21 protein-coding genes and 1 tRNA gene are annotated in these 21,522 nt (G+C 62.3%); 15 read left to right on the top strand and 7 right to left on the bottom strand.

Annotation, left to right across the window (positions count from 1 at the left end):
• The first annotated feature begins 17 nt into the window (after positions 1-17).
• From NKH29_RS25040 to glpK, 11 genes are all read left to right on the top strand, one after another.
• Positions 18-749 carry a proteasome-type protease gene (locus tag NKH29_RS25040; protein WP_352482263.1) on the top strand — a complete coding sequence of 244 codons (732 nt, stop codon included), beginning with the start codon at positions 18-20 and terminating at the stop codon, positions 747-749.
• Positions 750-807: 58 nt separating this feature from the next.
• A complete protein-coding gene (locus NKH29_RS25035; protein WP_352494585.1) occupies positions 808-2,220 on the top strand; it encodes a pyridoxal phosphate-dependent decarboxylase family protein in 1,413 nt (470 codons plus the stop codon).
• Between the two features lie 128 nt (positions 2,221-2,348).
• On the top strand, positions 2,349-3,116 hold the full coding sequence (locus NKH29_RS25030; protein WP_023717776.1) for a DeoR/GlpR family DNA-binding transcription regulator: 768 nt from the start codon (positions 2,349-2,351) through the stop codon (positions 3,114-3,116).
• A 125-nt stretch (positions 3,117-3,241) separates the two neighbouring features.
• Positions 3,242-4,768: a glycerol-3-phosphate dehydrogenase gene (gene glpD / locus NKH29_RS25025; protein WP_352482265.1), complete on the top strand. Its 1,527-nt coding sequence runs from the start codon at positions 3,242-3,244 to the stop codon at positions 4,766-4,768.
• 39 nt (positions 4,769-4,807) lie between these two features.
• Positions 4,808-5,887: an ABC transporter ATP-binding protein gene (locus tag NKH29_RS25020; protein WP_352482266.1), complete on the top strand. Its 1,080-nt coding sequence runs from the start codon at positions 4,808-4,810 to the stop codon at positions 5,885-5,887.
• A gap of 9 nt (positions 5,888-5,896) precedes the next feature.
• On the top strand, positions 5,897-6,964 hold the full coding sequence (locus NKH29_RS25015) for an ABC transporter ATP-binding protein (protein WP_023717773.1): 1,068 nt from the start codon (positions 5,897-5,899) through the stop codon (positions 6,962-6,964).
• Position 6,965: 1 nt separating this feature from the next.
• The gene (locus tag NKH29_RS25010) at positions 6,966-7,832 is read left to right on the top strand and encodes a carbohydrate ABC transporter permease (RefSeq protein WP_023674893.1); all 867 of its coding nucleotides are present in this window, start codon (positions 6,966-6,968) and stop codon (positions 7,830-7,832) included.
• 1 nt (position 7,833) lies between these two features.
• The gene (locus tag NKH29_RS25005; RefSeq protein WP_023717772.1) at positions 7,834-8,748 is read left to right on the top strand and encodes a carbohydrate ABC transporter permease; all 915 of its coding nucleotides are present in this window, start codon (positions 7,834-7,836) and stop codon (positions 8,746-8,748) included.
• Between the two features lie 173 nt (positions 8,749-8,921).
• Complete coding sequence (locus NKH29_RS25000; protein WP_031193610.1) at positions 8,922-9,188, top strand: DUF2160 domain-containing protein; 267 nt, start codon at positions 8,922-8,924, stop codon at positions 9,186-9,188.
• A gap of 77 nt (positions 9,189-9,265) precedes the next feature.
• Positions 9,266-10,993: an ABC transporter substrate-binding protein gene (locus NKH29_RS24995; RefSeq protein ID WP_023717770.1), complete on the top strand. Its 1,728-nt coding sequence runs from the start codon at positions 9,266-9,268 to the stop codon at positions 10,991-10,993.
• 146 nt (positions 10,994-11,139) lie between these two features.
• A complete protein-coding gene (glpK, locus tag NKH29_RS24990; protein WP_023717769.1) occupies positions 11,140-12,633 on the top strand; it encodes a glycerol kinase GlpK in 1,494 nt (497 codons plus the stop codon).
• Positions 12,634-12,781: 148 nt separating this feature from the next.
• On the opposite strand, the gene NKH29_RS24985 is transcribed toward glpK, so the two are convergent.
• Positions 12,782-13,261 carry a BA14K family protein gene (locus NKH29_RS24985; protein ID WP_023717768.1) on the bottom strand — a complete coding sequence of 160 codons (480 nt, stop codon included), beginning with the start codon at positions 13,259-13,261 and terminating at the stop codon, positions 12,782-12,784.
• Between the two features lie 308 nt (positions 13,262-13,569).
• On the opposite strand from NKH29_RS24985, the gene NKH29_RS24980 reads away from it, so the two are divergent.
• Positions 13,570-13,645 (top strand) — tRNA-Lys (locus NKH29_RS24980).
• On the opposite strand, the gene NKH29_RS24975 is transcribed toward NKH29_RS24980, so the two are convergent.
• From NKH29_RS24975 to NKH29_RS24955, 5 genes are read right to left on the bottom strand one after another with little or no spacing between them, the layout of a single operon-like run.
• A complete protein-coding gene (locus tag NKH29_RS24975; RefSeq protein WP_353000790.1) occupies positions 13,640-14,155 on the bottom strand; it encodes a hypothetical protein in 516 nt (171 codons plus the stop codon). The genes NKH29_RS24980 and NKH29_RS24975 overlap by 6 nt on opposite strands.
• Before the next feature lie 14 nt (positions 14,156-14,169).
• The gene (gene dprA, locus NKH29_RS24970) at positions 14,170-15,294 is read right to left on the bottom strand and encodes a DNA-processing protein DprA (RefSeq protein WP_352494586.1); all 1,125 of its coding nucleotides are present in this window, start codon (positions 15,292-15,294) and stop codon (positions 14,170-14,172) included.
• On the bottom strand, positions 15,291-15,878 hold the full coding sequence (gene plsY, locus NKH29_RS24965) for a glycerol-3-phosphate 1-O-acyltransferase PlsY (protein WP_352482272.1): 588 nt from the start codon (positions 15,876-15,878) through the stop codon (positions 15,291-15,293). Before plsY ends, dprA begins: the two co-directional genes overlap by 4 nt.
• 57 nt (positions 15,879-15,935) lie before the next feature.
• Entirely contained in the window at positions 15,936-17,222 is a 1,287-nt protein-coding gene (locus tag NKH29_RS24960) for a dihydroorotase (RefSeq protein ID WP_023717764.1), read from the bottom strand.
• Positions 17,219-18,184, bottom strand: coding sequence for an aspartate carbamoyltransferase catalytic subunit (locus tag NKH29_RS24955; protein ID WP_352494588.1), 966 nt, complete (start codon positions 18,182-18,184; stop codon positions 17,219-17,221). The genes NKH29_RS24960 and NKH29_RS24955 overlap by 4 nt, the downstream gene beginning before the upstream one ends.
• 155 nt (positions 18,185-18,339) lie before the next feature.
• On the opposite strand from NKH29_RS24955, the gene NKH29_RS24950 reads away from it, so the two are divergent.
• The 3 genes from NKH29_RS24950 (at position 18,340) to NKH29_RS24940 (ending at position 20,997) form a co-directional block, all read left to right on the top strand.
• The gene (locus NKH29_RS24950) at positions 18,340-19,968 is read left to right on the top strand and encodes a DNA alkylation response protein (protein ID WP_023717762.1); all 1,629 of its coding nucleotides are present in this window, start codon (positions 18,340-18,342) and stop codon (positions 19,966-19,968) included.
• Between the two features lie 163 nt (positions 19,969-20,131).
• Positions 20,132-20,686, top strand: coding sequence for a hypothetical protein (locus tag NKH29_RS24945; protein WP_023717761.1), 555 nt, complete (start codon positions 20,132-20,134; stop codon positions 20,684-20,686).
• On the top strand, positions 20,686-20,997 hold the full coding sequence (locus NKH29_RS24940; RefSeq protein ID WP_023717760.1) for a DUF6105 family protein: 312 nt from the start codon (positions 20,686-20,688) through the stop codon (positions 20,995-20,997). Before NKH29_RS24945 ends, NKH29_RS24940 begins: the two co-directional genes overlap by 1 nt.
• On the opposite strand, the gene ruvX is transcribed toward NKH29_RS24940, so the two are convergent.
• Entirely contained in the window at positions 20,964-21,449 is a 486-nt protein-coding gene (ruvX, locus tag NKH29_RS24935) for a Holliday junction resolvase RuvX (RefSeq protein WP_023717759.1), read from the bottom strand. The two genes, NKH29_RS24940 and ruvX, sit on opposite strands and share 34 nt — an antisense overlap.
• Between the last annotated feature and the right edge of the window lie 73 nt (positions 21,450-21,522).

The following is a 21,522-nucleotide window of genomic DNA, read 5'->3' as shown; positions in this document are numbered from 1 at the left end:
GTTGCCAAAGAGATTCGATGACCTATTGCGTCGGCCTGAAGATCGATCGCGGGCTCGTGTTCATGTCGGACACGCGCACCAATGCCGGCATGGATTCGATCTCGACCTTCAGGAAGATGCATGTCTGGGAGGAGCCGGGCGAGCGCGTCATCGTTTTGATGTCGGCCGGCAATCTGGCGACAACCCAGGCCGTAGTCAGCCTGCTCGACGAACGCACCAAGGCAGTGGCGGAGCGCCATGCCACGCTGCTCGAAACGCCCTCCATGTACCAGACAGTCCGGTTGGTCGGAGACACCGTCAAGGAGGTCATCGCCAGTTCGTCGCCGGCCGGCGAAAAGGCGGATTCCTATTTCAACGCCTCCTTCATCCTCGGCGGTCAGATCAAGGGCAGCGCGCCGCGCCTGTTCATGATCTATCCGGAAGGCAATTTCATCGAATCGACCGACGATACGCCGTTCTTCCAGATCGGTGAGACCAAATACGGCAAGCCGATCATCATCCGGGCCTACGAAAAGACGATGAGTTTCGCCGAGACGGTAAAGCTGTTGCTGGTGTCGTTCGATTCGACGCTGAAGTCGAACCTGTCGGTCGGCCTGCCGCTCGACCTGCTGTTCTATGAAAAGGACACTTTCAAGGTCGGCCTCAAAAAGCGAATAAACCATGACGATCAATATTATCGCACGATCTCGGATAGCTGGTCGAACGCGCTGAAGACCGCCTTTGCGAGCTTGCCTGATTTTCCCGAATGAAAACCTTCGTTTTTCGTGCTCTTTGATCGCGGCTCGCTGAGGCGCTACGGAGGCGAAGATGAATAGCAACGAATTCCGCGAATGGTCGCTGCGAGCGGCTGAATGGGGCGCCGACTACAGAAACAGCCTTCGCGAAAGACCGGTGCGGCCGCTTGTCGAGCCGGGCGAAATCTTCAAAAGCATCGATGTCGCGCCGCCGGAAGACGGCGAAACGATGCAGGCAATCTTCGCCGATTTCGAGCAAAAGATCCTGCCGGGCATGACGCACTGGCAGCATCCGCGTTTCTTCGCCTATTTTCCGGCCAATGCGGCCCCGGCCTCCGTCGTGGCCGAGTATCTGGTTTCCGCGATGGCTGCGCAATGCATGCTCTGGCAGACCTCGCCGGCCGCAACCGAGCTCGAGATGCGGGTCGTCGACTGGATGCGGCAGGCGCTTGGTCTGCCGGAGGGATTTTCCGGCGTCATGCAGGATTCGGCTTCATCGGCGACGCTTGCCGCCGTGCTGACCATGCGCGAGCGCGCGCTCGACTGGCAAGGCAACAAGAGCGGCCTGCAAGGCCAGCCGATCGTGCGGGTCTATTCTTCCGACCAAGTCCATACTTCCATAGACCGGGCGATCTGGGTGTCGGGCATCGGCGAGGCGAACCTCGTGCGCATTCCGGTCGCCGGACGCTTTCGCGCCATGCAGACGGCGGCTCTGGAAGCGGCGATCGTCACCGACCGCGAAAACGGCATGCTGCCGGCCGGCATCATCGCCAGCGTCGGCGGCACCAGTACCGGCGGCACCGACGATGTCGCGGCTGTTGGCGCGGTGGCGAAGCGGCACGGGCTCTACCTGCATGTCGATGCCGCATGGGCCGGCTCCGCCATGATCTGCCCCGAGTTCCGGCATTTCTGGGCCGGCGCCGAACATGCGGATTCGATCGTCTTCAATCCGCACAAATGGCTGGGCGCACAGTTCGATTGCTCGATGCAGTTCGTTCGCCAGCCGGAAGACCTCGTGCGTACGCTGGCGATCAAGCCCGAATTCTTGAGAACACATGGCCGCGACGGGGTCATCAATTATTCCGAATGGTCGGTGCCGCTCGGACGGAGGTTCCGCGCGCTGAAACTTTGGTTCCTGCTGCGTGCACATGGCTTGGAAAATCTGCGAACCATGATCCGCAATCATGTCGCCTGGAGCGAGAGCCTTGCCGCGCGGCTGGCTCGGGAACCGGATTTCGAGATCGTAACGGAGCCGATGCTGTCGCTGCTCTCGTTCCGGCATCTTACGGCTGCGGGCATCGACTCTGACAAGCACAATTTGCGGTTGGTCAGCGCGATCAACGATGACGGCCGCATCTACCTGACGCAGACTCGGGTGGACGGGCAGGTGGCGATCCGCTTTCAGGTCGGGCAGTTCGAAACGACTGCGGCGGACGTCGATACTGCTTTCGAGGTCATCACTGAGATCGCGCGGGGCCTGAGTTGATAGCCTCGTCGAGATTGCGCCGGAGCTTTTCTCTCTGCAGTCGCCCGATTTTCATTAGCCGGCTCATACCTGTTCATGGCTTTCGTTTTCAGCTATAGACGAGAAAAACGAAAATGAGAGGTTGCTAGATGTATCTGTCGCCGCGTCATTCCGAAATCATCCAGATGGCCAAAGATCATGGCCGCGTACTGGTCGAGGAGTTGGCGACGCATTTCAACGTGACGCCGCAGACGATCCGCAAGGATCTCAACGATCTCTGCGACCAGCGGCTTTTGTCCCGCATTCATGGCGGGGCATTGTTCCCGTCCGGCATCGAGAACATGGAATATGAGGCCCGGCGCAAGATCGCCGCCGAGGAGAAGGAGGCGATCGGCCGCGCGGCAGCCCGGCTGATCCCTGACAACGCCTCTCTGTTCATCAATATCGGGACCACGACGGAAGCGGTCAGCAAGTCGCTGCTCGATCATATTGGCCTGATGGTCATCACCAATAACATCAATGTTGCCAACAGAATGCGCATATATCCTTCGATCGAGGTGGTGATCGCCGGCGGTGTCGTGCGCGGTTCCGACGGCGGCGTGGTCGGCGAGGCAGCGGTCGATTTCATCAGGCAGTTCAAAGTCGATTTTGCGGTGATCGGCGCCTCGGCCATCGACCATGACGGCGCACTGCTCGACTTCGATTTTCGCGAGGTGAAGGTGGCTCAGGCGATCATCGCCAACGCGCGGCATGTGATCCTGGTGTCGGACCAGACCAAATTCGAGCGCACCGCGCCCGTCCGCATCGGCCATCTGTCGCAGGTCAACACCTTCATCACCGATCGTTGCGACATCCCGTCGGTGCGCAAGATCTGCCAGGAGGCAGAGGTTCAGCTGATCGAAACGTCGCTCTCCTAGAGATGCCGCTGCGGCATCTGCCGCCGATCATATTTCGTTTGACATTCGTTATCATTTCGAAATAATCCCGCCACGGTTTCGCAAAACTCAAAAATGCTGCAATGCGAAATCGAGGGAGGACTTCTTTGGGCGCATCACCGATCCATGACATTTTCGTCATCGGTGGCGGCATCAATGGCTGCGGCATTGCCCGCGATGCCGTTGGGCGTGGCTTTTCGGTCTTCCTTGCCGAGATGAACGATCTGGCCAGCGGAACCTCTTCCGGCTCGACCAAACTGATCCATGGCGGCTTGCGCTATCTCGAATTCTACGAATTCCGCCTGGTGCGCGAAGCGCTGATGGAACGCGAGATCCTGTGGAGGAACGCGCCGCATATCATCTGGCCGATGCGCTTCGTGCTGCCATACGCCAAGGGGCTGCGTCCGGCCTGGCTGATCCGGCTCGGGCTTTTTCTCTACGACCATATTGGCGGGCGCAAATTGCTGCCGCCGACGAAAACGCTGGACATGGCCAAGGATCCGGCCGGCAAGCCGCTGAAGCCGCTTTTTCGAAAGGCGTTCGAATATTCCGACGGTTGGGTCAACGATGCCCGGCTGGTTGTGTTGAACGCCCGTGACGCTGCCGAGCGCGGTGCAACCGTTCGAACCCGAACAAGGGTCGTCAGCGCACGCCGCGAAGGCAATCTCTGGACGGTCAGGCTTGAAAACGTGCGGACCGGCGATACCGAGGAGGTCAAGGCGCGGCTGCTGGTCAATGCCGCCGGCCCGTGGGTCGATCAGGTGCTTTCAGCCACCGTCGGCTTGAACGACGTGCACAATGTCCGCCTCGTGCAAGGCAGCCACATCGTCGTTGGCAAGAAATTCGACGACCCACGCGCCTATTTCTTTCAGAACAAGGACGGGCGCATCATTTTCGCCATCCCATACGAAGACGAGTTCACGCTCATCGGCACCACCGACCGGGACTATCCCGGCGATCCGCACGACGTCAGGATCAGTGATGCCGAGATCGACTATCTCTGCGCTGCGGCAAGCGAATATTTCGCGCAGCCGGTCAAGCCGTCGGATATCGTCTGGACCTATTCCGCGGTGCGCCCGCTCTACGACGATGGCGCCTCAAAGGCGCAGGAAGCCACCCGCGACTATGTGCTGAAGGCCGATGGAGGCGAGGGTGCCGCCCCGATCGTCAACGCCTTTGGCGGCAAGATCACGACCTACCGCCGATTGTCGGAATCGATGCTCGAGAAGATCGAGGGTTTTCTCGGCAAGCGCGGCAAACCATGGACGGCAAACGCGCCGCTGCCCGGCGGTGACTTTCCCGTCACCGGCTTCGATGCCGAGGTGGCGAAACTGAAAACGGCGTACCCGTTCCTCGACGCGCGGCTGGCCCGCCGGTTGACTCGGCTCTACGGCACCCGCGCAAGGAAGCTGCTGGGCCTCGCCAAGTCGAACGTCGATCTTGGCCGCAACTTCGGCGCCGATCTCTACGAAGCCGAGGTGCGCTACCTCGTCGAAAACGAATGGGCGATGACCGCCGAGGATGTATTGTGGCGCCGGACCAAGCGCGGCCTGCGTCTCAGCCGTGAGCAGGCGGCAGTGCTCGACGAGTTCATGCGCGGAATAAGCCGGCAGCACGTAGCGGCTGCCGAATAGGGACGGCCGACTAATGCAGAAAGCCTGGGAGGAGGCATCATGCTTGAACTGAGAAACGTGACGAAGACGGTGGGTGCGGCGGAACATATCCGCGACGTCTCGCTGACGCTTCAGCACGGCTCGCTCAACGTCCTGCTCGGGCCGACGCTCTCCGGCAAGACCAGCCTGATGCGGCTGATGGCGGGCCTCGACGTGCCGACCTCCGGCTCGGTCTGGTTCGATGGCAAGGATGTCACCGGCATGCCTGTGCAAAAGCGCAACGTCGCCATGGTCTACCAGCAATTCATCAACTATCCGGCGATGACGGTCTACGAAAACATCGCCTCACCGCTGCGGGTGGCCGGCACGGATCAGGCAACGATCGACAGGGAGGTGCGCAATGCCGCCGCCCTTCTCAAACTCACGCCCTATCTCGATCGCACGCCTCTCAGTCTGTCGGGCGGCCAGCAGCAGCGCACCGCGCTGGCCCGCGCCATCGTCAAGAATGCCAGCCTCGTGCTGCTCGACGAGCCGCTCGCCAACCTAGACTACAAGCTGCGCGAAGAATTACGCGCGGAACTGCCGAAGATATTCGCGGCCGCCGGCACAATCTTCGTTTATGCCACGACCGAGCCGCACGAGGCCTTGCTGCTCGGCGGCAACACGGCGACGCTTTCCGAAGGCAGCATCACCCAGTTCGGGCCGACCATCGAAGTGTTCCGCAAGCCGGTCGATCTGGTGACGGCGAGAACCTTCGCCGATCCGCCGCTCAACACCATCGTGCTTGCCAAGAAGGGCCTGGATTTCCTGCTCGAGGGCGGCGTGAAATTGCCGGTGCCGGCCGAACTCTTCGGCATTGCCGATGCGATCTATACGATCGGCTTCCAGCCTCATCATCTTTCCCTCGATCGGCCCGACGCCGCCGCGGTGCCGGTGCGCGCAAAGGTGACGATCACCGAGATCACGGGATCGGAAAGCTTCATCCATCTCGATTTTGCCGATGCGCGCTGGGTCATGCTGACCCACGGCATTCGCGACTTCGAGCCGGACGAGGAGGTCGAGGTGTTCATCGACCCGCGCCACATCATGGTCTTCGACGAGCACGGCCGCGCCGTGGCCGCGCCGAAGCTGGCGGCTTAGGAGGAAGCGATGGCGCGCATCGATGTCAATCATATCCGCCACTCTTATCTGCAGAACCCCCGCACGGATGCCGATTTCGCGCTGAAGGAAGTGCACCACACGTTCGAGGATGGCGGCGCCTATGCGCTGCTAGGCCCGTCCGGCTGCGGCAAGACTACGCTGCTCAACATCATTTCGGGATTGCTGCATCCCTCGCACGGCCAGTTGCTGTTCAACGGCAGGGACGTGACCAATCTGTCGACCCAAGAGCGCAACATTGCCCAGGTCTTCCAGTTCCCGGTGATCTACGACACGATGACCGTCTACGACAATCTGGCGTTCCCGCTGCGCAATCGCGGCGTGCCGGAGGCCGACGTCGACCGCAAGGTGCGCGAGACGCTGGAGATGACCGGGCTGGCCGATATGGCCAAACGAAAGGCGCGCGGACTGACCGCCGATCAGAAGCAGAAAATCTCGCTCGGACGCGGGCTGGTGCGCTCCGACGTCAATGCCATCCTGTTCGACGAGCCTTTGACCGTCATCGACCCGCATATGAAATGGGTGCTGCGCTCGCAGTTGAAGCAGCTTCACCGCCGCTTCGGCTACACCATGGTCTATGTCACGCACGACCAGACTGAGGCGTTGACCTTCGCCGACAGGGTGGTCGTCATGTATGACGGCGAAATCGTGCAGATCGGCACACCGGCGGAGCTGTTCGAGCGCCCGCGCCATACCTTTGTCGGCTATTTCATCGGCTCGCCCGGCATGAATGTCATGCCGGTGGCGATCGACGGCAAGACCGCGAAGCTGGGCTCGCAGCAGATCGAACTGCCGGGCGTGCCCAAGGCGGGCGGCGGCGCCATCGAGCTCGGCATCCGTCCCGAATATGTGCGCCTGGGCAGCCAGGGCATGGCCGTCCGGGTCAGCAAGGTCGAGGACGTCGGCCGCCACAAGGTGGTCCGTGCCAATCTCGAAGGGCGCGAGATCGCCGCCATCATCGGCGAGGACGAGACAGTTCCGGCTGATCCGAAGGTGCGGTTCGACCCGGCCGGCATCAACATCTATGCCGATTCCTGGCGCGTCGAGATGGGAGCCTGAAGTGGAAAAGACCTGGAACAACAGAGCCTGGTTCCTGGTGCTGCCGGTGCTGCTGCTGGTGGCGTTCTCGGCGGTCATACCGCTGATGACGGTTGTCAATTATTCGGTGCAGGACACTTTCGGCAACAACGTCTTCTTCTGGGCCGGCACCGAGTGGTTCGAGGAACTGCTTTCCTCCAGCCGCTTCTGGCAGGCGATGATCCGCAACCTTGTCTTCTCCTTCATCATCCTGGCGATCGAAGTGCCGCTCGGCATCTTCATTGCGCTCAATATGCCGAAGAAGGGTTGGGGCGTGCCTGTTTGCCTTGTTTTGATGGCGTTGCCGCTGCTGATCCCGTGGAACGTCGTCGGCACCATCTGGCAGGTGTTCGGGCGCAACGACATTGGCCTGCTCGGCTATTACGTCAACGCGCTCGGCATCGACTACAACTATGTGCAAGATCCCTATGACGCCTGGGTCACGGTCATCATCATGGACGTCTGGCATTGGACCAGCCTCGTCGTTCTGCTCTGCTATGCCGGCCTGGTCTCGATCCCGGATGCCTTTTATCAGGCGGCCAAGATCGACGGTGCCTCGCGCTGGGCGGTGTTCCGTTACATCCAGCTGCCGAAGATGAACCGCGTGCTGCTGATCGCCGTGCTGCTGCGCTTTATGGATAGCTTCATGATCTACACCGAACCGTTCGTGGTGACCGGCGGCGGACCCGGCAACTCGACGACCTTTCTTTCGATCGATCTCGTCAAGACGGCGCTCGGCCAGTTCGACCTCGGCCCGGCGGCGGCGATGTCGCTGGTCTACTTCCTTATCGTCCTGTTGTTGTCATGGGTGTTCTACACCGTGATGACCAATTACGACGCGGAGCGCTGAGATGAGCCGCGCTGACGAAAGAGCCGACAGAGTGAGCGAGACGACAGCTTCGCAAGGATTAGCCAGCACGCTGCGGCAGGACGAGATCGCACGGCTGATGCGCCGTCGCGGCGAGGAGTCGCGTTGGTGGTGGATCGTGCCGACGCTCTACATCATCGTTCTGCTTTTGCCGATCTACTGGCTCATCAATATGAGCTTCAAGACCAATGGCGAGATCGTCTCGTCGCTGACGCTCTACCCGCACGCACCGACATTGGCGAATTACCGCACCATCTTCACCGACGCGTCCTGGTATTCGGGCTACATCAACTCGATCACCTATGTGGTTATGAACATGGTGATTTCGGTGGCCGCAGCACTGCCTGCTGCCTATGCTTTTTCGCGCTATCGCTTCCTCGGCGACAAGCATCTGTTCTTCTGGCTGCTGACCAACCGCATGGCGCCGCCGGCGGTGTTCGCGCTGCCATTCTTCCAGCTTTATTCGGCCTTCGGCCTTATCGACACCCATATCGCCGTGGCTCTGGCGCATTGCCTGTTCAACGTGCCGCTGGCGGTGTGGATCCTCGAAGGCTTCATGTCGGGGGTGCCGAAGGAGATCGATGAGACCGCCTATATCGACGGCTATTCGTTCCCGCGCTTCTTCATCAAGATCTTCATGCCGCTGATTGCGAGCGGCATCGGCGTGGCGTGCTTCTTCTGCTTCATGTTCTCGTGGGTCGAGCTGCTGATCGCCCGCACGCTGACGACCACGGACGCCAAGCCGATCGCCGCGACCATGACCCGCACCGTTTCGGCCGCCGGCATGGATTGGGGGCTGCTCGCCGCAGCCGGCGTGCTGACGCTGATTCCCGGCGCGCTCGTCATCTGGTTTGTGCGCAACTACATCGCCAAGGGCTTTGCCCTGGGGAGGGTATGATGGAGCAGGTCGACAGAAGCCCATGGTGGTGGGCCGTGCTGTTTCTCGCCCTGGTCGTCGTGGCCTGGGTGGCCCTTCAAATCGATTTCGTGGCAATAACGGTAGGCTTCAGCGATCCGGCCAATATCCGCCTGTGGGGATTTAACCTCTCGTCCAACCTCGATTTTTCGTGGATGGCGTGGACGTGGCCGACCGCGGCCTTCTTTGGAACCATCTTTCTGCTGCTTTGCGGCATGGCGGTGTGGGAATACGTCTCGCCGGGCGGCAATCCGCGCGTCGGCGTGCTGCGCTTCGAAACGACGCGCGGCGACCGCTTGTTCCTGTCGCTGCTTGGCAGTGCCTTTATCCATCTCGCTTGGCTGGGTCTAGTCGGACCCAATCTGTGGTGGGCTCTCGCTCTCTCCGTGGTCTACGCCGTCGGCGTGTTCCGCTACGTATAGAGGGGGAAACTGTTGGAACGGCGGCGTGCCGGCCGCCGATCCAGATCGCACTTTGAACTTAACAGTGGAGGAAATACATGCGACGGCAATTCTTGACATCAACAACTGCGCTTGTCCTGTTGCTCGGGGCAAGCAACGCCTATGCCGGAATGGACGAGGCCAAGGCCTTCCTGGACAAGGAAATCGGCGACCTGTCGACGCTCGACCGCGCCGGCCAGGAAGCCGAAATGCAATGGTTCATCGATGCCGCGAAACCTTTCGCCGGCATGGATATCAAGGTGGTTTCCGAAACCATCGCCACGCATCAGTATGAATCGCAGGTGCTGGCGCCGGCCTTTACAGCCATCACCGGCATCAAGGTTACGCACGACGTCACCCAGGAAGGCGACGTTGTCGAGAAGATCCAGACCCAGATGCAGACCGGCCAGAACCTCTATGACGGCTGGGTCAACGATTCCGATCTGATCGGCACGCACTGGCGCTACCAGCAGGTGCGCAACCTGACCGACTGGATGGCAGGCGACGGCAAGGATGTCACCAATCCGAATCTCGACCTGAAGGATTTCATCGGCACCTCGTTCACCACCGCGCCCGACAAGAAACTCTACCAGCTTCCTGACCAGCAGTTCGCGAACCTCTACTGGTTCCGTTACGACTGGTTCAACGACGAGAAGAACAAGGCGGACTTCAAGGCCAAATACGGCTACGACCTCGGCGTGCCGGTGAATTGGTCGGCCTATGAGGACATTGCAGCGTTCTTCACCGGGCGTGAGATCGACGGCAAGAAGGTCTACGGCCATATGGACTATGGCAAGAAGGACCCGTCGCTCGGCTGGCGGTTCACCGACGCCTGGCTGTCGATGGCCGGCAATGGCGACAAGGGCATTCCGAACGGTCTGCCCGTCGACGAATGGGGCATCAAGGTCGACGAGAATTCGCGTCCGGTCGGTTCCTGCACGGCGCGCGGCGGCGACACCAATGGTCCGGCTTCCGTCTACTCCATCCAGAAGTATCTCGATTGGCTGAAGGCCTATGCACCGGCGGAAGCCCAAGGCATGACCTTCTCCGAATCGGGGCCAGTTCCGGCGCAGGGCGCGGTTGCCCAGCAGATCTTCTGGTACACCGCCTTCACCGCCAGCATGGTCGACGCCAGCGCCAAGGCCGTGCTGAACGACGACGGCACGCCGAAGTGGCGCATGGCGCCGTCGCCGCATGGCGTCTACTGGAAGGACGGCATGAAGCTCGGCTATCAGGACGTCGGTTCCTGGACGCTGATGAAGTCGACGCCGACCGACCGCGCCAAGGCCGCCTGGCTCTACGCGCAGTTCGTCACCTCGAAGACGGTCGACGTGAAGAAGAGCCATGTCGGCCTGACCTTCATCCGCGAGAGCACGATCCACGACAAGAGCTTCACCGAACGTGCGCCAAAGCTCGGCGGCTTGATCGAGTTCTACCGCTCGCCGGCGCGCGTCCAGTGGTCGCCGACCGGCACCAACGTGCCGGACTATCCGAAGCTGGCACAGCTCTGGTGGCAGGCGATCGGCGATGCTTCGTCGGGCGCCAAGAGCCCGCAGGAAGCGATGGACTCGCTCTGCGCCGAGCAGGAAAAGGTGATGAGCCGCATCGAGAAGTCGGGCGTCCAGGGCGATATTGGCCCGAAGATGGCCGAAGAGCATGACCTCGCCTACTGGAACGCCGACGCGGTCAAGAAGGGCAATCTCGCTCCTCAGCTCAAGATCGAGAACGAGAAGGAAAAGCCGGTCACCATCAACTACGACGAGCTGGTGAAGAGCTGGCAGCAATAGGACCGTTTGATGCGGGCGTCCGCGCCCGCATCGCCATGCTCAGGGGAGGCGGCATGTTGCCGTCTCCCCTGTTTGCGTGAACGGCTCCGCGCCGTCTGGCGTCGAGACACCGTAGCACCTTTGAATTCGCTTCGACGGGAGAGAGAATGACCGGATACATCCTTGCAATCGACCAGGGGACGACATCGAGCCGGGCGATCCTGTTCGCCGACAAGATGAAGGTCGTCGGCAGCGGGCAAAAGGAATTCACTCAATATTATCCGGCCTCCGGCTGGGTCGAGCACGATCCCGAGGAGATATGGGCAAGCGTCGTGGAAACGGTGAAGGCCGCGCTGAAGACAGCTGGCCGCAACGCAGCCGAAGTCGCCGCGATCGGCATTACCAACCAGCGCGAAACCGTCGTCATCTGGGACAAAGAGACCGGCAAGCCGATCCACAACGCGATTGTCTGGCAGGACCGCCGCACCGCGCCGCTATGCCAGAAACTGAAGAAGCTGGGGCTGGAGAAGAAATTCACAAAAAAGACCGGCCTGCTACTCGATCCCTATTTCTCCGGCACCAAGATCGCCTGGATGCTGGACAAGGTGAAGGGCGCCAGAAAACGCGCCGAGAAGGGCGAACTGCTGGCCGGCACCATCGACAGTTTTCTGATTTGGCGCCTGACTGGCGGCAAGGTCCACGCCACTGACGCCACCAATGCCTCGCGCACACTGGTCTACAACATCGAACAAAATGCCTGGGACGACGAGCTGCTGGCCATTCTTGGCATACCTGCAAGAATGCTGCCGCAGGTGAAAGATTGTGCCGATGATTTTGGAATCACAGACAAAAGCCTGTTTGGTGCAGAGATCAGAATCCTCGGTGTGGCCGGCGACCAGCATGCGGCGGCGATCGGCCAGGCCTGTTTCGATCCGGGCATGATGAAATCCACCTACGGCACCGGTTGCTTCGCGCTGCTCAACACCGGCAGCGATCTGGTGCGTTCGAAGAACCGGCTTTTGACCACCATCGCCTATAGGCTGAACGGCAAGACCACCTATGCACTGGAGGGCTCGATCTTTATCGCCGGCGCCGCCGTACAATGGCTGCGCGACGGCATCAAGGTGATCGGCAAGGCCGAGCAGAGCGGCAAATTGGCGGCGGAAGCCGATCCAACGCAGAACGTCTATCTGGTGCCGGCTTTCGTCGGGCTCGGCGCACCGCACTGGGATGCCGAGGCGCGCGGCGCCATCTTCGGGCTGACCCGCAATTCGGGGCCGGCGGAATTTGCCCGCGCGGCACTGGAATCCGTTGCCTTCCAGACCCGCGACCTGCTTGACGCCATGCGAAAGGACTGGAAGGGCGCCTCGGCCAAGACCGTGCTCAGGGTCGATGGCGGCATGGTGGCGTCGGACTGGACCATGCAGCGGCTGGCCGACATTCTCGATGCGCCGGTCGACCGGCCGACAATTCTCGAGACGACGGCGCTTGGTGCGGCTTGGCTGGCCGGCTCGAAGGCGGGTGTCTGGCCGAAGGCCGCGGAATTCGCCAGGAGTTGGGCGCTCGAGCGCCGGTTCAAGCCGGACATGGATGCTTCGACACGTGCCGCCAAGCTGGCAGGTTGGCGCCACGCTGTACGCAGGACGCTCAGTACTCAATAGGCAGGGATGCCACCGGATACGCACTAATGAAACACCCGCGCCGTTTCGGGCGCGGGCCTGCAGCCTCTAATCTAATGCATGTCGCGCAAACAGCGGTTTTGCGATAGCGCGTCGCATGAGGCCGATCGAACGCGACGCGCTTTAGGACTCAGTAAGGCGACCGGCACTGCCGGCGCGGACCGTAGTTGGGCTGGTAAGTGTTGTCAGAAGCGCGATAGCTCCGATAACGGTCGTAGCACCACTGCACGTGGGCATCGCCACGATAGACACGATTCTGGCTGTTGACGATAGCGCCCGTAATCAGCGCTCCGGTGGCGAAGGCGGCCAGCGGGAACCAGTAGTCACCGTGACGGCGATAGCCGCGACGATATTCGCGATAGCCGCGATGGCCACGCCAATACATGCCATCGTCACGCGCAAAACTGCGCCGGGAGAAATCGCGACGCGAGAAATCGCGGTTGAAACTCCGGTGCCTCCGCCACGGCTCGTACTGGACGGTCTGGACATTCGAGGTGATCCCCTGGGCCGGGGGCGCATAGCTGGGCTGAGCGTTGACTGGCACGATCTCCGCGGCAGCGAATGAGATCGAAAGAGTGGTCGCCAGCAGGCCCGACATGATCCTATTCATGATCTTCTCCTTGAAACGCATGTCCCTTATCGCGGGAAACGGGCAGGCTGCGCAAATTGTTCCGCCAAAAATCCCAAGTTGCTGATCCGCAAAGGTTCTCCCGATTTGCTGCTTGCCTTTGTCGCCATAGAGGGCGAGCTTCGGCCTTGTGCGAGAGGGAGGCAGTTCCGTCAACGCCGAAGCGCTCCGCAAGGCATGATGACACTGCTGGAAAGCCCGGTGTGCGAGCCGTCTTTTTCCGGTTGACCGGCAGAGGCACTCTCCCTATGTTCCGCGCAATTTCGAGGGCGGCCTTTCTGAGCCCGCGGGAGCGCGTAGCTCAGCCGGTAGAGCAACTGACTTTTAATCAGTAGGTCATGGGTTCGAATCCCATCGCGCTCACCAAAATCCAGATACGGCCCGGAGACATGGGTAACAGTTTGTACCTAAGAAATGGGTGACAACCTCGTGCCGAACGCATGCGGTGGCCTTAACCACCGCCCCATCGTCCATCATCGTGCCGGTGAGCGCCTCATAGGCTCTGCTGCACAGCTGCGAATGCGGACAATCCTTCACGATAAGCGCCGGCACCACCGTGAGAACCGCTGCGGCAAGGATTTGCGGGCAAAGACCGACGGCGCTTACCTTTCTGCCGAACACGCCGGCCAGGAAAAAGTAGAGACCCTGGGCCATGCAGGCTGCCGTCAGAATGCCCAGAAGCGTGCTCGTCCCTCTTGCGAAGGGCGTTGTATAGCTGTCGGGAAAACCCAGCGTGCCGAGATCCATCGACCATTGCAGCGCCAGCACGACGCTCAATGCCGCCCAAACGAAGGCCGTCTTACGAGTGAACAGCGTCCGCTTTGGTTTGTTGCTTAGATCGGTCATGAAATCACGTCTGAATGCGCGCCGGGACATGCGCAAGCTCCCGGTCAAATCAGCGAGACACTACCGCCGGCATGGCGTTCGAGCCGGCCGGCGAGGTCGAGCTCCAGCAGCACCATGAACACTTGGGCGGGATGCAGGCCGGTGTGGCGGATGATCTCGTCGACTGCTACCGGCGTCGGGCCGAGTGCCTCGACGACGCGGTCGCGGTCATCCTCGCGCGGCGGCGGCGTTGCCGAAAAGTCGGGCGGCTCTTCAAGCGGCGATGTCCTTGGCGCCCAGGCGCCGACCAGCGGCGCGATCGCACTGGTGACATCGGCGGCCTCGGTGACAAGGGTGGCGCCGTCCTTGAGCAGGCCATTGGTGCCGGCGGCGCGCGGATCGAGCGGCGAACCGGGAACGGCGAAGACCAGTCGGCCCATCTCACCGGCAAGCCGGGCGCTGATCAGCGAGCCGGAGCGCTGTGCGGCCTCGACCACCACCAATCCCAATGCGGCGCCAGCAACAAGCCGGTTGCGGCGCGGAAAATCGTGCGCGCGCGGCTGCCAGCCAAACGGCATTTCCGAGACGATGGCGCCACCGCGCTCGGCAATCTCGTCGCACAGCCCGGCATTTTCGGGCGGGTAGGGCAAATCGATGCCGCCGGCGAGCACACCGATCGTGCCGGTCGAAAGGCTGCCCTGGTGCGCGGCCGTATCGATGCCGCGCGCCAAGCCGGAGACGATGCCATAGCCGTCGCGGCCGAGATCCGCCGCCAGCATCCGCGCCATCTTGATGCCGGCCAGCGAGGCGTTGCGAGCGCCGACGATGGCGACCGCGGGCAAGCGGAAAACCGCACTACTGCCCCTGACCGCGAGCAACGGCGGCGGATGGTCCATGCTCTTCATCAGCGGCGGATAATCCGCCTCGCCGATGCCGACGAAGCGGGCGCCCGCCCGCCTGGCTGCCTCCAGCTCGGCCTCGGCCTCGGCAATGGACGGAATGCGGACGATTTTTTTGGCGCCACCCGAAATCATCAGCTCCGGCAGCATCGCAAGCGCTGCTTCGGCCGAACCGAACCGGTTGATCAGGTCGCGAAAGGAAGCCGGGCCGACATTCGGCGTGCGGATCAGGCGAAGCCAGCTCAGCCGCTGCCGGTCGCTGAGGCGCGGCCCGGCGGCGGGCTCGCTCACTCCTTTGCCCCGATCTTACCCTCGGTGCCGGCAAGCAGCCGCGCAATGTTGGCGCGGTGCTTTATGATGACGATCAGGCTCATCGCCGCGAAAAGCCCGGCAATCTGCGGCGTGCTCAGGAAGTACAAGGCCACTGGCACGACGACCGCTGCCGTCAATGCCGCCAGCGAGGAGTAGCGGAACAGGAAAGCCACCGCGAGCCAGACAACGGCGAAGATCACCGCCACCTGCCAGGCAAGGCCGATCAGCACGCCGAGGTAGGTGGCGACACCCTTGCCGCCCTTGAAGCCGAGCCAGACCGGAAAGAGGTGGCCTAGAAACGCACCGAAACCGGCCCAGAGTCCGAGCTCAGGTGCAAAGCGGCCGGCGATCAGCACAGCCGCGGTGCCTTTAAGGGCGTCGAGCAGCAGGGTGGCCGCCGCCAGACCCTTGTTGCCGGTGCGCAGCACATTGGTGGCGCCGATGTTGCCGGAGCCGATGTTGCGCACGTCGCCGAGGCCGGCGGCACGGGTGATCAGCAGCCCGAAGGGGATCGAGCCGAGAAGATAGCCGAACACCAATGCCAAGACGGGACTGTAAGCCATTGTTCCCCCGAAGTTTCCTTGGCTGAACGGATTTGAAGGCGTGACGCCTGTTCCGTCCTAGGCCGAAAACACTGTGCGGCCCGCCACCATCGTTTGCAAGACTTTGCCTTGCAGCCGCGCGCCTTCGAAACAGGTGTTTTTCGAGCGCGAGCGGATGCCGCTCTCGCTGACGATCCATGGCTCGTCCAGATCGACGAGTGCAAGGTCGGCCAAAGCCCCCGGTTTCAGCGTGCCGCCGGGCAGGCTGAACAATCTTGCCGGCGCGGTGGATAAGGTCTCGACCAGCCGGAGCAGCGTCACGTCGCCATTGTGATAGAGCCGCAGCGCCGCGCCCAGCAGCGTTTCCAGCCCGATGGCGCCGGCCGCAGCATCGGCGAAGGGCAGGCGCTTGGTGTCGACGTCCTGCGGGTCGTGCGAGGAGACGATGAGGTCGATGGTGCCGTCCTTGACCGCCTCGATCATCGCCAGCCGGTCTTCCTCGGCGCGCAGCGGCGGCGTCAGCCGGAAGAAGGTGCGGTACTCGCCGACATCATTCTCGTTGAGCGACAGATTGTGGATCGACACGCCTGCTGTGACGTTGGCCCCGTCGGCTTTTGCGCGCGCTACCGCGTCTGCCGCCATAGCCGTCGAGATCTTGGCAGCGTGATAGGAGCCGCCGGTCAGGCGAGCCAGCGCGAGATCGCGCTCCAGGGGGATTGATTCGGCCTCGCGAGGAATGCCGGCAAGGCCAAGCCAGCTTGCGTAAAGGCCTTCGTTCATCACGCCGGCCGAGGCGAGATCGGCGTCCTGGGTTTCATGCGCGATGACGCCGTCGAAATCGCGCGCGTAGGTCAGCGCGCGACGCATCACCAGCGCGCTGGCGATAGAATGCCGGCCGTCGGTGAAGGCGACCGCTCCAGCCTCGCGCAATAGGCCGAATTCGGTCATCTCGCGGCCTTCCAGCCCCTTGGTGATCGCTGCCGCCGGAAAGATGTTGACGATTGCCGTGTCCTTGGCGGTGCGCAGCACAAACTCGACCAGTGCGACATTGTCGATCACCGGGTCGGTATCGGGCATCATGACGATTGAGGTGACGCCGCCCGCCGCCGCAGCAATGCTCGCCGATGCGATGGTTTCGCGGTGTTCGCCGCCCGGTTCGCCGATGAAGACACGTGCATCGATCAGGCCGGGGATGATCGCCTTACCAGCGCACTCGATGATCGTGGCGTCTTCGGGCGCGCCCTGGTTCAAGGCCGCCTTGCCGGCGGCAACGATTTTGCGTCCTTCGACGATGACGGTGCCTATCTCGTCGATGCCGCGCGATGGGTCGACGATGCGGGCGCGGCTGAAGACCGTTATGCTCATGCGCCGCGGCCCTCGTGGTTTCGACGGGGGTCGAGCAGCGCTTCCATCACCGCCATGCGCACGGCGACGCCCATCTCAACCTGTTCCTGGATAACGCTTTGCGGGCCGTCGGCGATCTCGGAGGCGATCTCGACGCCGCGGTTCATCGGGCCGGGATGCATGACCAGCGCACCCTCCTTGGCCGCTTTCAGCTTCTCGGCGTCGAGCCCGAAATAGCGGAAATATTCACGCACCGAGGGTACGAAAGCGCCTTCCATGCGTTCGCGCTGCAGGCGCAACATCATCACCACGTCGGCGTCCTTCAGACCCTCGCCCATCGAGCGGGTGACGATGACGCCCATCTTCTCGATGCCGGCGGGCAAAAGCGTCGAAGGGGCGACGACCCGTACTTGGGCACCGAGTGCGTTGAGCAGAATGATATTGGAGCGGGCCACGCGCGAATGCAGGATGTCACCGCAGATCGCCACGATCAGCTTCGACAACGGACCCTTGGCGCGGCGGATGGTCAGCGCGTCGAGCAGCGCCTGCGTTGGATGTTCATGAGCGCCGTCGCCGGCATTGACCACCGAGCAGCCGACCTTTTGAGCAAGAAGTGCCGCCGCGCCCGCCGATTGGTGGCGGATGATCAATATGTCGGGGCGCATGGCGTTCAGCGTCATCGCGGTATCGATCAGCGTCTCGCCCTTCTTCACCGACGAGCTTGCCACCGACATGTTCATGACGTCGGCGCCGAGCCGTTTGCCGGCCAGCTCGAACGACGATTGCGTACGGGTCGAGGCTTCGTAGAAGAGATTGATCTGGGTGCGGCCGCGCAGCGTCGATGTCTTCTTGTCCGATTGCCGCGAGATGGCAACGGCCCGGTCCGCCCGGTCGAGCAGAAGCTCGATGTCGGCGGGGGAAAGATCGCGGATGCCTAGAAGATGGCGGTGGGGATAAAGTGGAAGGGACGATGCGTCAGTCATCTCAAGTCGCTGCTATAGGGGGGAGGCTCCGCGGCTGCAAGCACCGGCTTGGGATTGGATCGGTTCTCCCCGGTATTTTCGTCGCGCGCCGCCGGCCATAGGCTATAAACCGCGATGACTTTGGATTCGCAGACTTCAGGTGATAAGGACGAAGCGTGACCGACGACGTGACCAACCAGCCGCCGCCGCTGGCCGGCGGCAACGCCTGGCGGGGCGATCCGTTGCTGATCCAGCTTGCCGAGCGCTTTTCCGATCCGGTGCGCAAGGACCTCGACGGGCTTGGCCGTTTCGTTTTGACGCATGAGGCGCAGGAGCTGGCCCGTCTTGCCAATGTCGAGACGCCGAAGCTCAGGACCCATGATCGCCAGGGCCGGCGCATCGACCAGGTCGAGTTCCACCCCGCCTATCACGCGCTGATGCGCCGCTCGGTCGCCAACGGGCTGCATTCGTCGGTCTGGGAGAATGGCGACGCCGAGATCGGCCGCCGCCACCAGGTGCGCGCCGCGCGCTTTTACCTCACGGCTGAGCTCGAAACCGGGCATCTTTGCCCGATCACCATGACCAGCGCTTCGCTGGCAGCGCTGATGGCCAGCCCGAAGCTGTTTCGCGAATGGGCGCCTCGGGTGACGACGCGCAAATACGATCAGGGCCAAAAGCCGCCGGTCGAAAAAGCCGGGCTGACGCTCGGCATGGGCATGACCGAGAAGCAAGGCGGTACCGATGTTCGTGCCAACGTCACCAAGGCCGAGCGCGCCGGCAGCGGTTTTTATCGCCTGACCGGCCACAAATGGTTCATGTCGGCGCCGATGTCGGATGCCTTCCTGGTGCTCGGACAGGCGCCGGAGGGACTGTCGTGCTTTCTCGTTCCCCGCTTGCTTGGCGACGGATCCGGCAACGGCTTCCGCTTTCAGCGGCTGAAGGACAAGCTCGGCAACCGCTCCAATGCGTCCTCCGAGGTGGAATTCGTCAATGCCATCGGCGAGATGGTTGGCGAGCCCGGCGCCGGCGTGAAGACGATCATGGACATGGTGACCCTGACGCGGCTCGACTGTGCCGTCGCCTCCTCGGCGATCATGCGGGCCGGACTGGCCGAGGCCGTCCACCATACGCGCCACCGCCAGGTGTTCGGAACCAATCTGATCGAGCAGCCGCTGATGCAGCGTGTTCTGGCCGACATGGCGCTCGACGTTGCCGCCGCTACCGCGCTGTCGTTCCGGCTGGCGCGCTCCTTCGACGAGGCGGCCGGCGACCGCGGCGAGGCGGCCTTCGCCCGCGCCATGACGCCGGTCGTCAAATACTGGGTCTGCAAGATTGCGCCGCCGCTGCTCTATGAGGCGATGGAATGCCTCGGCGGCAATGGCTATGTCGAGGAGGGGCCGCTCGCCCGCTACTATCGCGAAGCTCCGGTCAACGCGATCTGGGAGGGTTCAGGCAACGTCATGGCGCTCGACGTGTTGCGAGTGCTCGGCCGCGCGCCAGGCCTGTTCGATGACGTGCTGGCCGGCATCGACCGCGATCTCGGCGCTGGCGGACGCGGCACCGTCGGCGTGCTCAAGGCAGCAATGCAGGTCGCTGCAACCGACGAGGGCTCAGCGCGGCTGTTGACCGAGCAATTGGCATTGTCGGCGGCGGCGGCAGAGCTTCGCAGGCTGGGGGCAGGGCGGATCGCCGACGCCTTCGTCGAGACGCGCCTCGCCGGCCAGTGGCGCAACACCTATGGAATGCTCGATTCGCGCCACGATGCGCGGATGATCATCGACACGCTCTACCCGCCGATCAACTAGTGCCGTCGCCCGGGTCGTAGCCGCTTTTTTTCGCGCGCCCTGTGGATGATCGTTAACCTTAACAAATGGTTTCCATTGCGGCGGCCGGTGGCAAAGCCCAGTGTTATGGTTAAGGCAAGGACTGTTCGGCTGAGCGGTCTTTGTCCTGCGAAGCAGGAGCGTCATGCGGCATATTTTGAGCTCTTTTCTGGCATTGCATTGGGCGGCCGTTTTCGCCCTGCTGGCGTTCATCTGCATCGATGGGAATCGTGGCGTCGCGGCGGCCCTTGGCGTGCTCGGCGTTCCCGTCCAGAACACTCGCTTTGCCGATCTTGAAAACGCCGTCGTCGTGGCGCCGCTCGCCGTGGCATTGCTTGTCGTCGCGGTGCTGTTCTGCTGGGCCTTTGTTGAAGCATTGACCAGCGACGCCACCAACCCGGACCCAGCCGACAGTGTTGTGCGGATCGCCTTCATCTCGGCCTCGGGCGTGCTGTCGTTGATCGTCATCGGCGGCGCTGCGCAAGGCATCAATGGGCTGTTCATGGTTGTCGCCGTGCAATTGGCGGCACTTCTGGCGTCATATGTCGCGATGCTCGCCGAGCGGCGCTCAGCCGCTGCCGCGGCAGTTCCAGTGACCGGCGAAATCCGCGCGGCCGCGCATATCATGGCCAAGGCAGCGGCGTACAATTCCTCGCTTGCGCGCATTTCGGGCCGGCCGGATTCGAGGGACGATCGCTGATGCGCACCTTGTTCGCGCTGTGGGCGGCTCCGCTCCTCCTGTTCTGGGGCTGGTTCTTTCTGTCGCTCAACGATATCAATTTCGGCTATGTCATGCTGAGCCGCCAATTGCACGATCTCGTTTTCCAGCTTTATGGGCAGATGCTCGGCGTCGATCCGGCGCTCATCCCGGGCATGGTGGCGAAGGCTTGCGTCTTCGACGGCCTACTGCTGATGGCGTTCTGGGCATTTCGCCGCCGCAAGGCGATCGGCAGCTGGATCAAGGCAACGCGCAATCGCTATTTCGACCAGGCATCGACTCCGAGCGCCTGAAGCCGGTCGAGAACACCCTGCAGGATGAAGGCCGCCGCCGCTGAATCGATCTTGCCGGCGCGTTTCTTGCGGGAAAAATCCATCTCGATCAGTGTCCGCTCGGCCGCCACCGTCGACAGCCTTTCGTCCCAAAAGACGAACGGCAGATCGGTCAATCCAGCCATGTTGCGGACGAAAGCGCGGGATTTTTGGGCGCGTGGGCCTTCCGAGCCGTCCATGTTGATGGGGAGGCCGATCACCACTGCGCCGGCATTTTCCTTCTGCAGCAGTGCGAGCAGCACCGCGGCATCGAGCGAGAATTTCTTGCGCATGATGACAGGGCGCGGGTGCGCGAAGGACAAGCCGCGGTCCGAAACCGCCACGCCGATCGTCTTGTCGCCGAGGTCAAGCCCAGCCAGGGTCTTGCCGCCGCCGAGCCGGCCCGGCAACTCCTCGATCGTGATGATGCCCAACGGCTTTTCCTTTGACCGCGACGCCGCACTTCCTATACGCGCAACATATGCCGCGGCACTTTAATTTCGCCGT

The sequence above is a fragment of the Mesorhizobium sp. M1295 genome, from assembly GCF_040318135.1.
Taxonomy (GTDB): domain Bacteria; phylum Pseudomonadota; class Alphaproteobacteria; order Rhizobiales; family Rhizobiaceae; genus Mesorhizobium.
Note: the sequence above shows the minus strand (reverse complement) of the source record. Positions and strands in the feature narration are given on the sequence as shown.

Bases quoted from the DNA above. Each gene is read 5' to 3' on its own strand.
- NKH29_RS25040 (WP_352482263.1), top strand. From the start codon at position 18: ATGACCTATTGCGTCGGCCTGAAGATCGATCGCGGGCTCGTGTTCATG.
- NKH29_RS25035 (WP_352494585.1), top strand. From the start codon at position 808: ATGAATAGCAACGAATTCCGCGAATGGTCGCTGCGAGCGGCTGAATGG.
- NKH29_RS25030 (WP_023717776.1), top strand. From the start codon at position 2,349: ATGTATCTGTCGCCGCGTCATTCCGAAATCATCCAGATGGCCAAAGAT.
- NKH29_RS25020 (WP_352482266.1), top strand. From the start codon at position 4,808: ATGCTTGAACTGAGAAACGTGACGAAGACGGTGGGTGCGGCGGAACAT.
- NKH29_RS25015 (WP_023717773.1), top strand. From the start codon at position 5,897: ATGGCGCGCATCGATGTCAATCATATCCGCCACTCTTATCTGCAGAAC.
- NKH29_RS25005 (WP_023717772.1), top strand. From the start codon at position 7,834: ATGAGCCGCGCTGACGAAAGAGCCGACAGAGTGAGCGAGACGACAGCT.
- NKH29_RS25000 (WP_031193610.1), top strand. From the start codon at position 8,922: ATGGCGTGGACGTGGCCGACCGCGGCCTTCTTTGGAACCATCTTTCTG.
- NKH29_RS24995 (WP_023717770.1), top strand. From the start codon at position 9,266: ATGCGACGGCAATTCTTGACATCAACAACTGCGCTTGTCCTGTTGCTC.
- glpK (WP_023717769.1), top strand. From the start codon at position 11,140: ATGACCGGATACATCCTTGCAATCGACCAGGGGACGACATCGAGCCGG.
- NKH29_RS24985 (WP_023717768.1), bottom strand. From the start codon at position 13,261: ATGAATAGGATCATGTCGGGCCTGCTGGCGACCACTCTTTCGATCTCA.
- NKH29_RS24975 (WP_353000790.1), bottom strand. From the start codon at position 14,155: ATGTCCCGGCGCGCATTCAGACGTGATTTCATGACCGATCTAAGCAAC.
- plsY (WP_352482272.1), bottom strand. From the start codon at position 15,878: ATGGCTTACAGTCCCGTCTTGGCATTGGTGTTCGGCTATCTTCTCGGC.
- NKH29_RS24960 (WP_023717764.1), bottom strand. From the start codon at position 17,222: ATGAGCATAACGGTCTTCAGCCGCGCCCGCATCGTCGACCCATCGCGC.
- NKH29_RS24955 (WP_352494588.1), bottom strand. From the start codon at position 18,184: ATGACTGACGCATCGTCCCTTCCACTTTATCCCCACCGCCATCTTCTA.
- NKH29_RS24945 (WP_023717761.1), top strand. From the start codon at position 20,132: ATGCGGCATATTTTGAGCTCTTTTCTGGCATTGCATTGGGCGGCCGTT.
- NKH29_RS24940 (WP_023717760.1), top strand. From the start codon at position 20,686: ATGCGCACCTTGTTCGCGCTGTGGGCGGCTCCGCTCCTCCTGTTCTGG.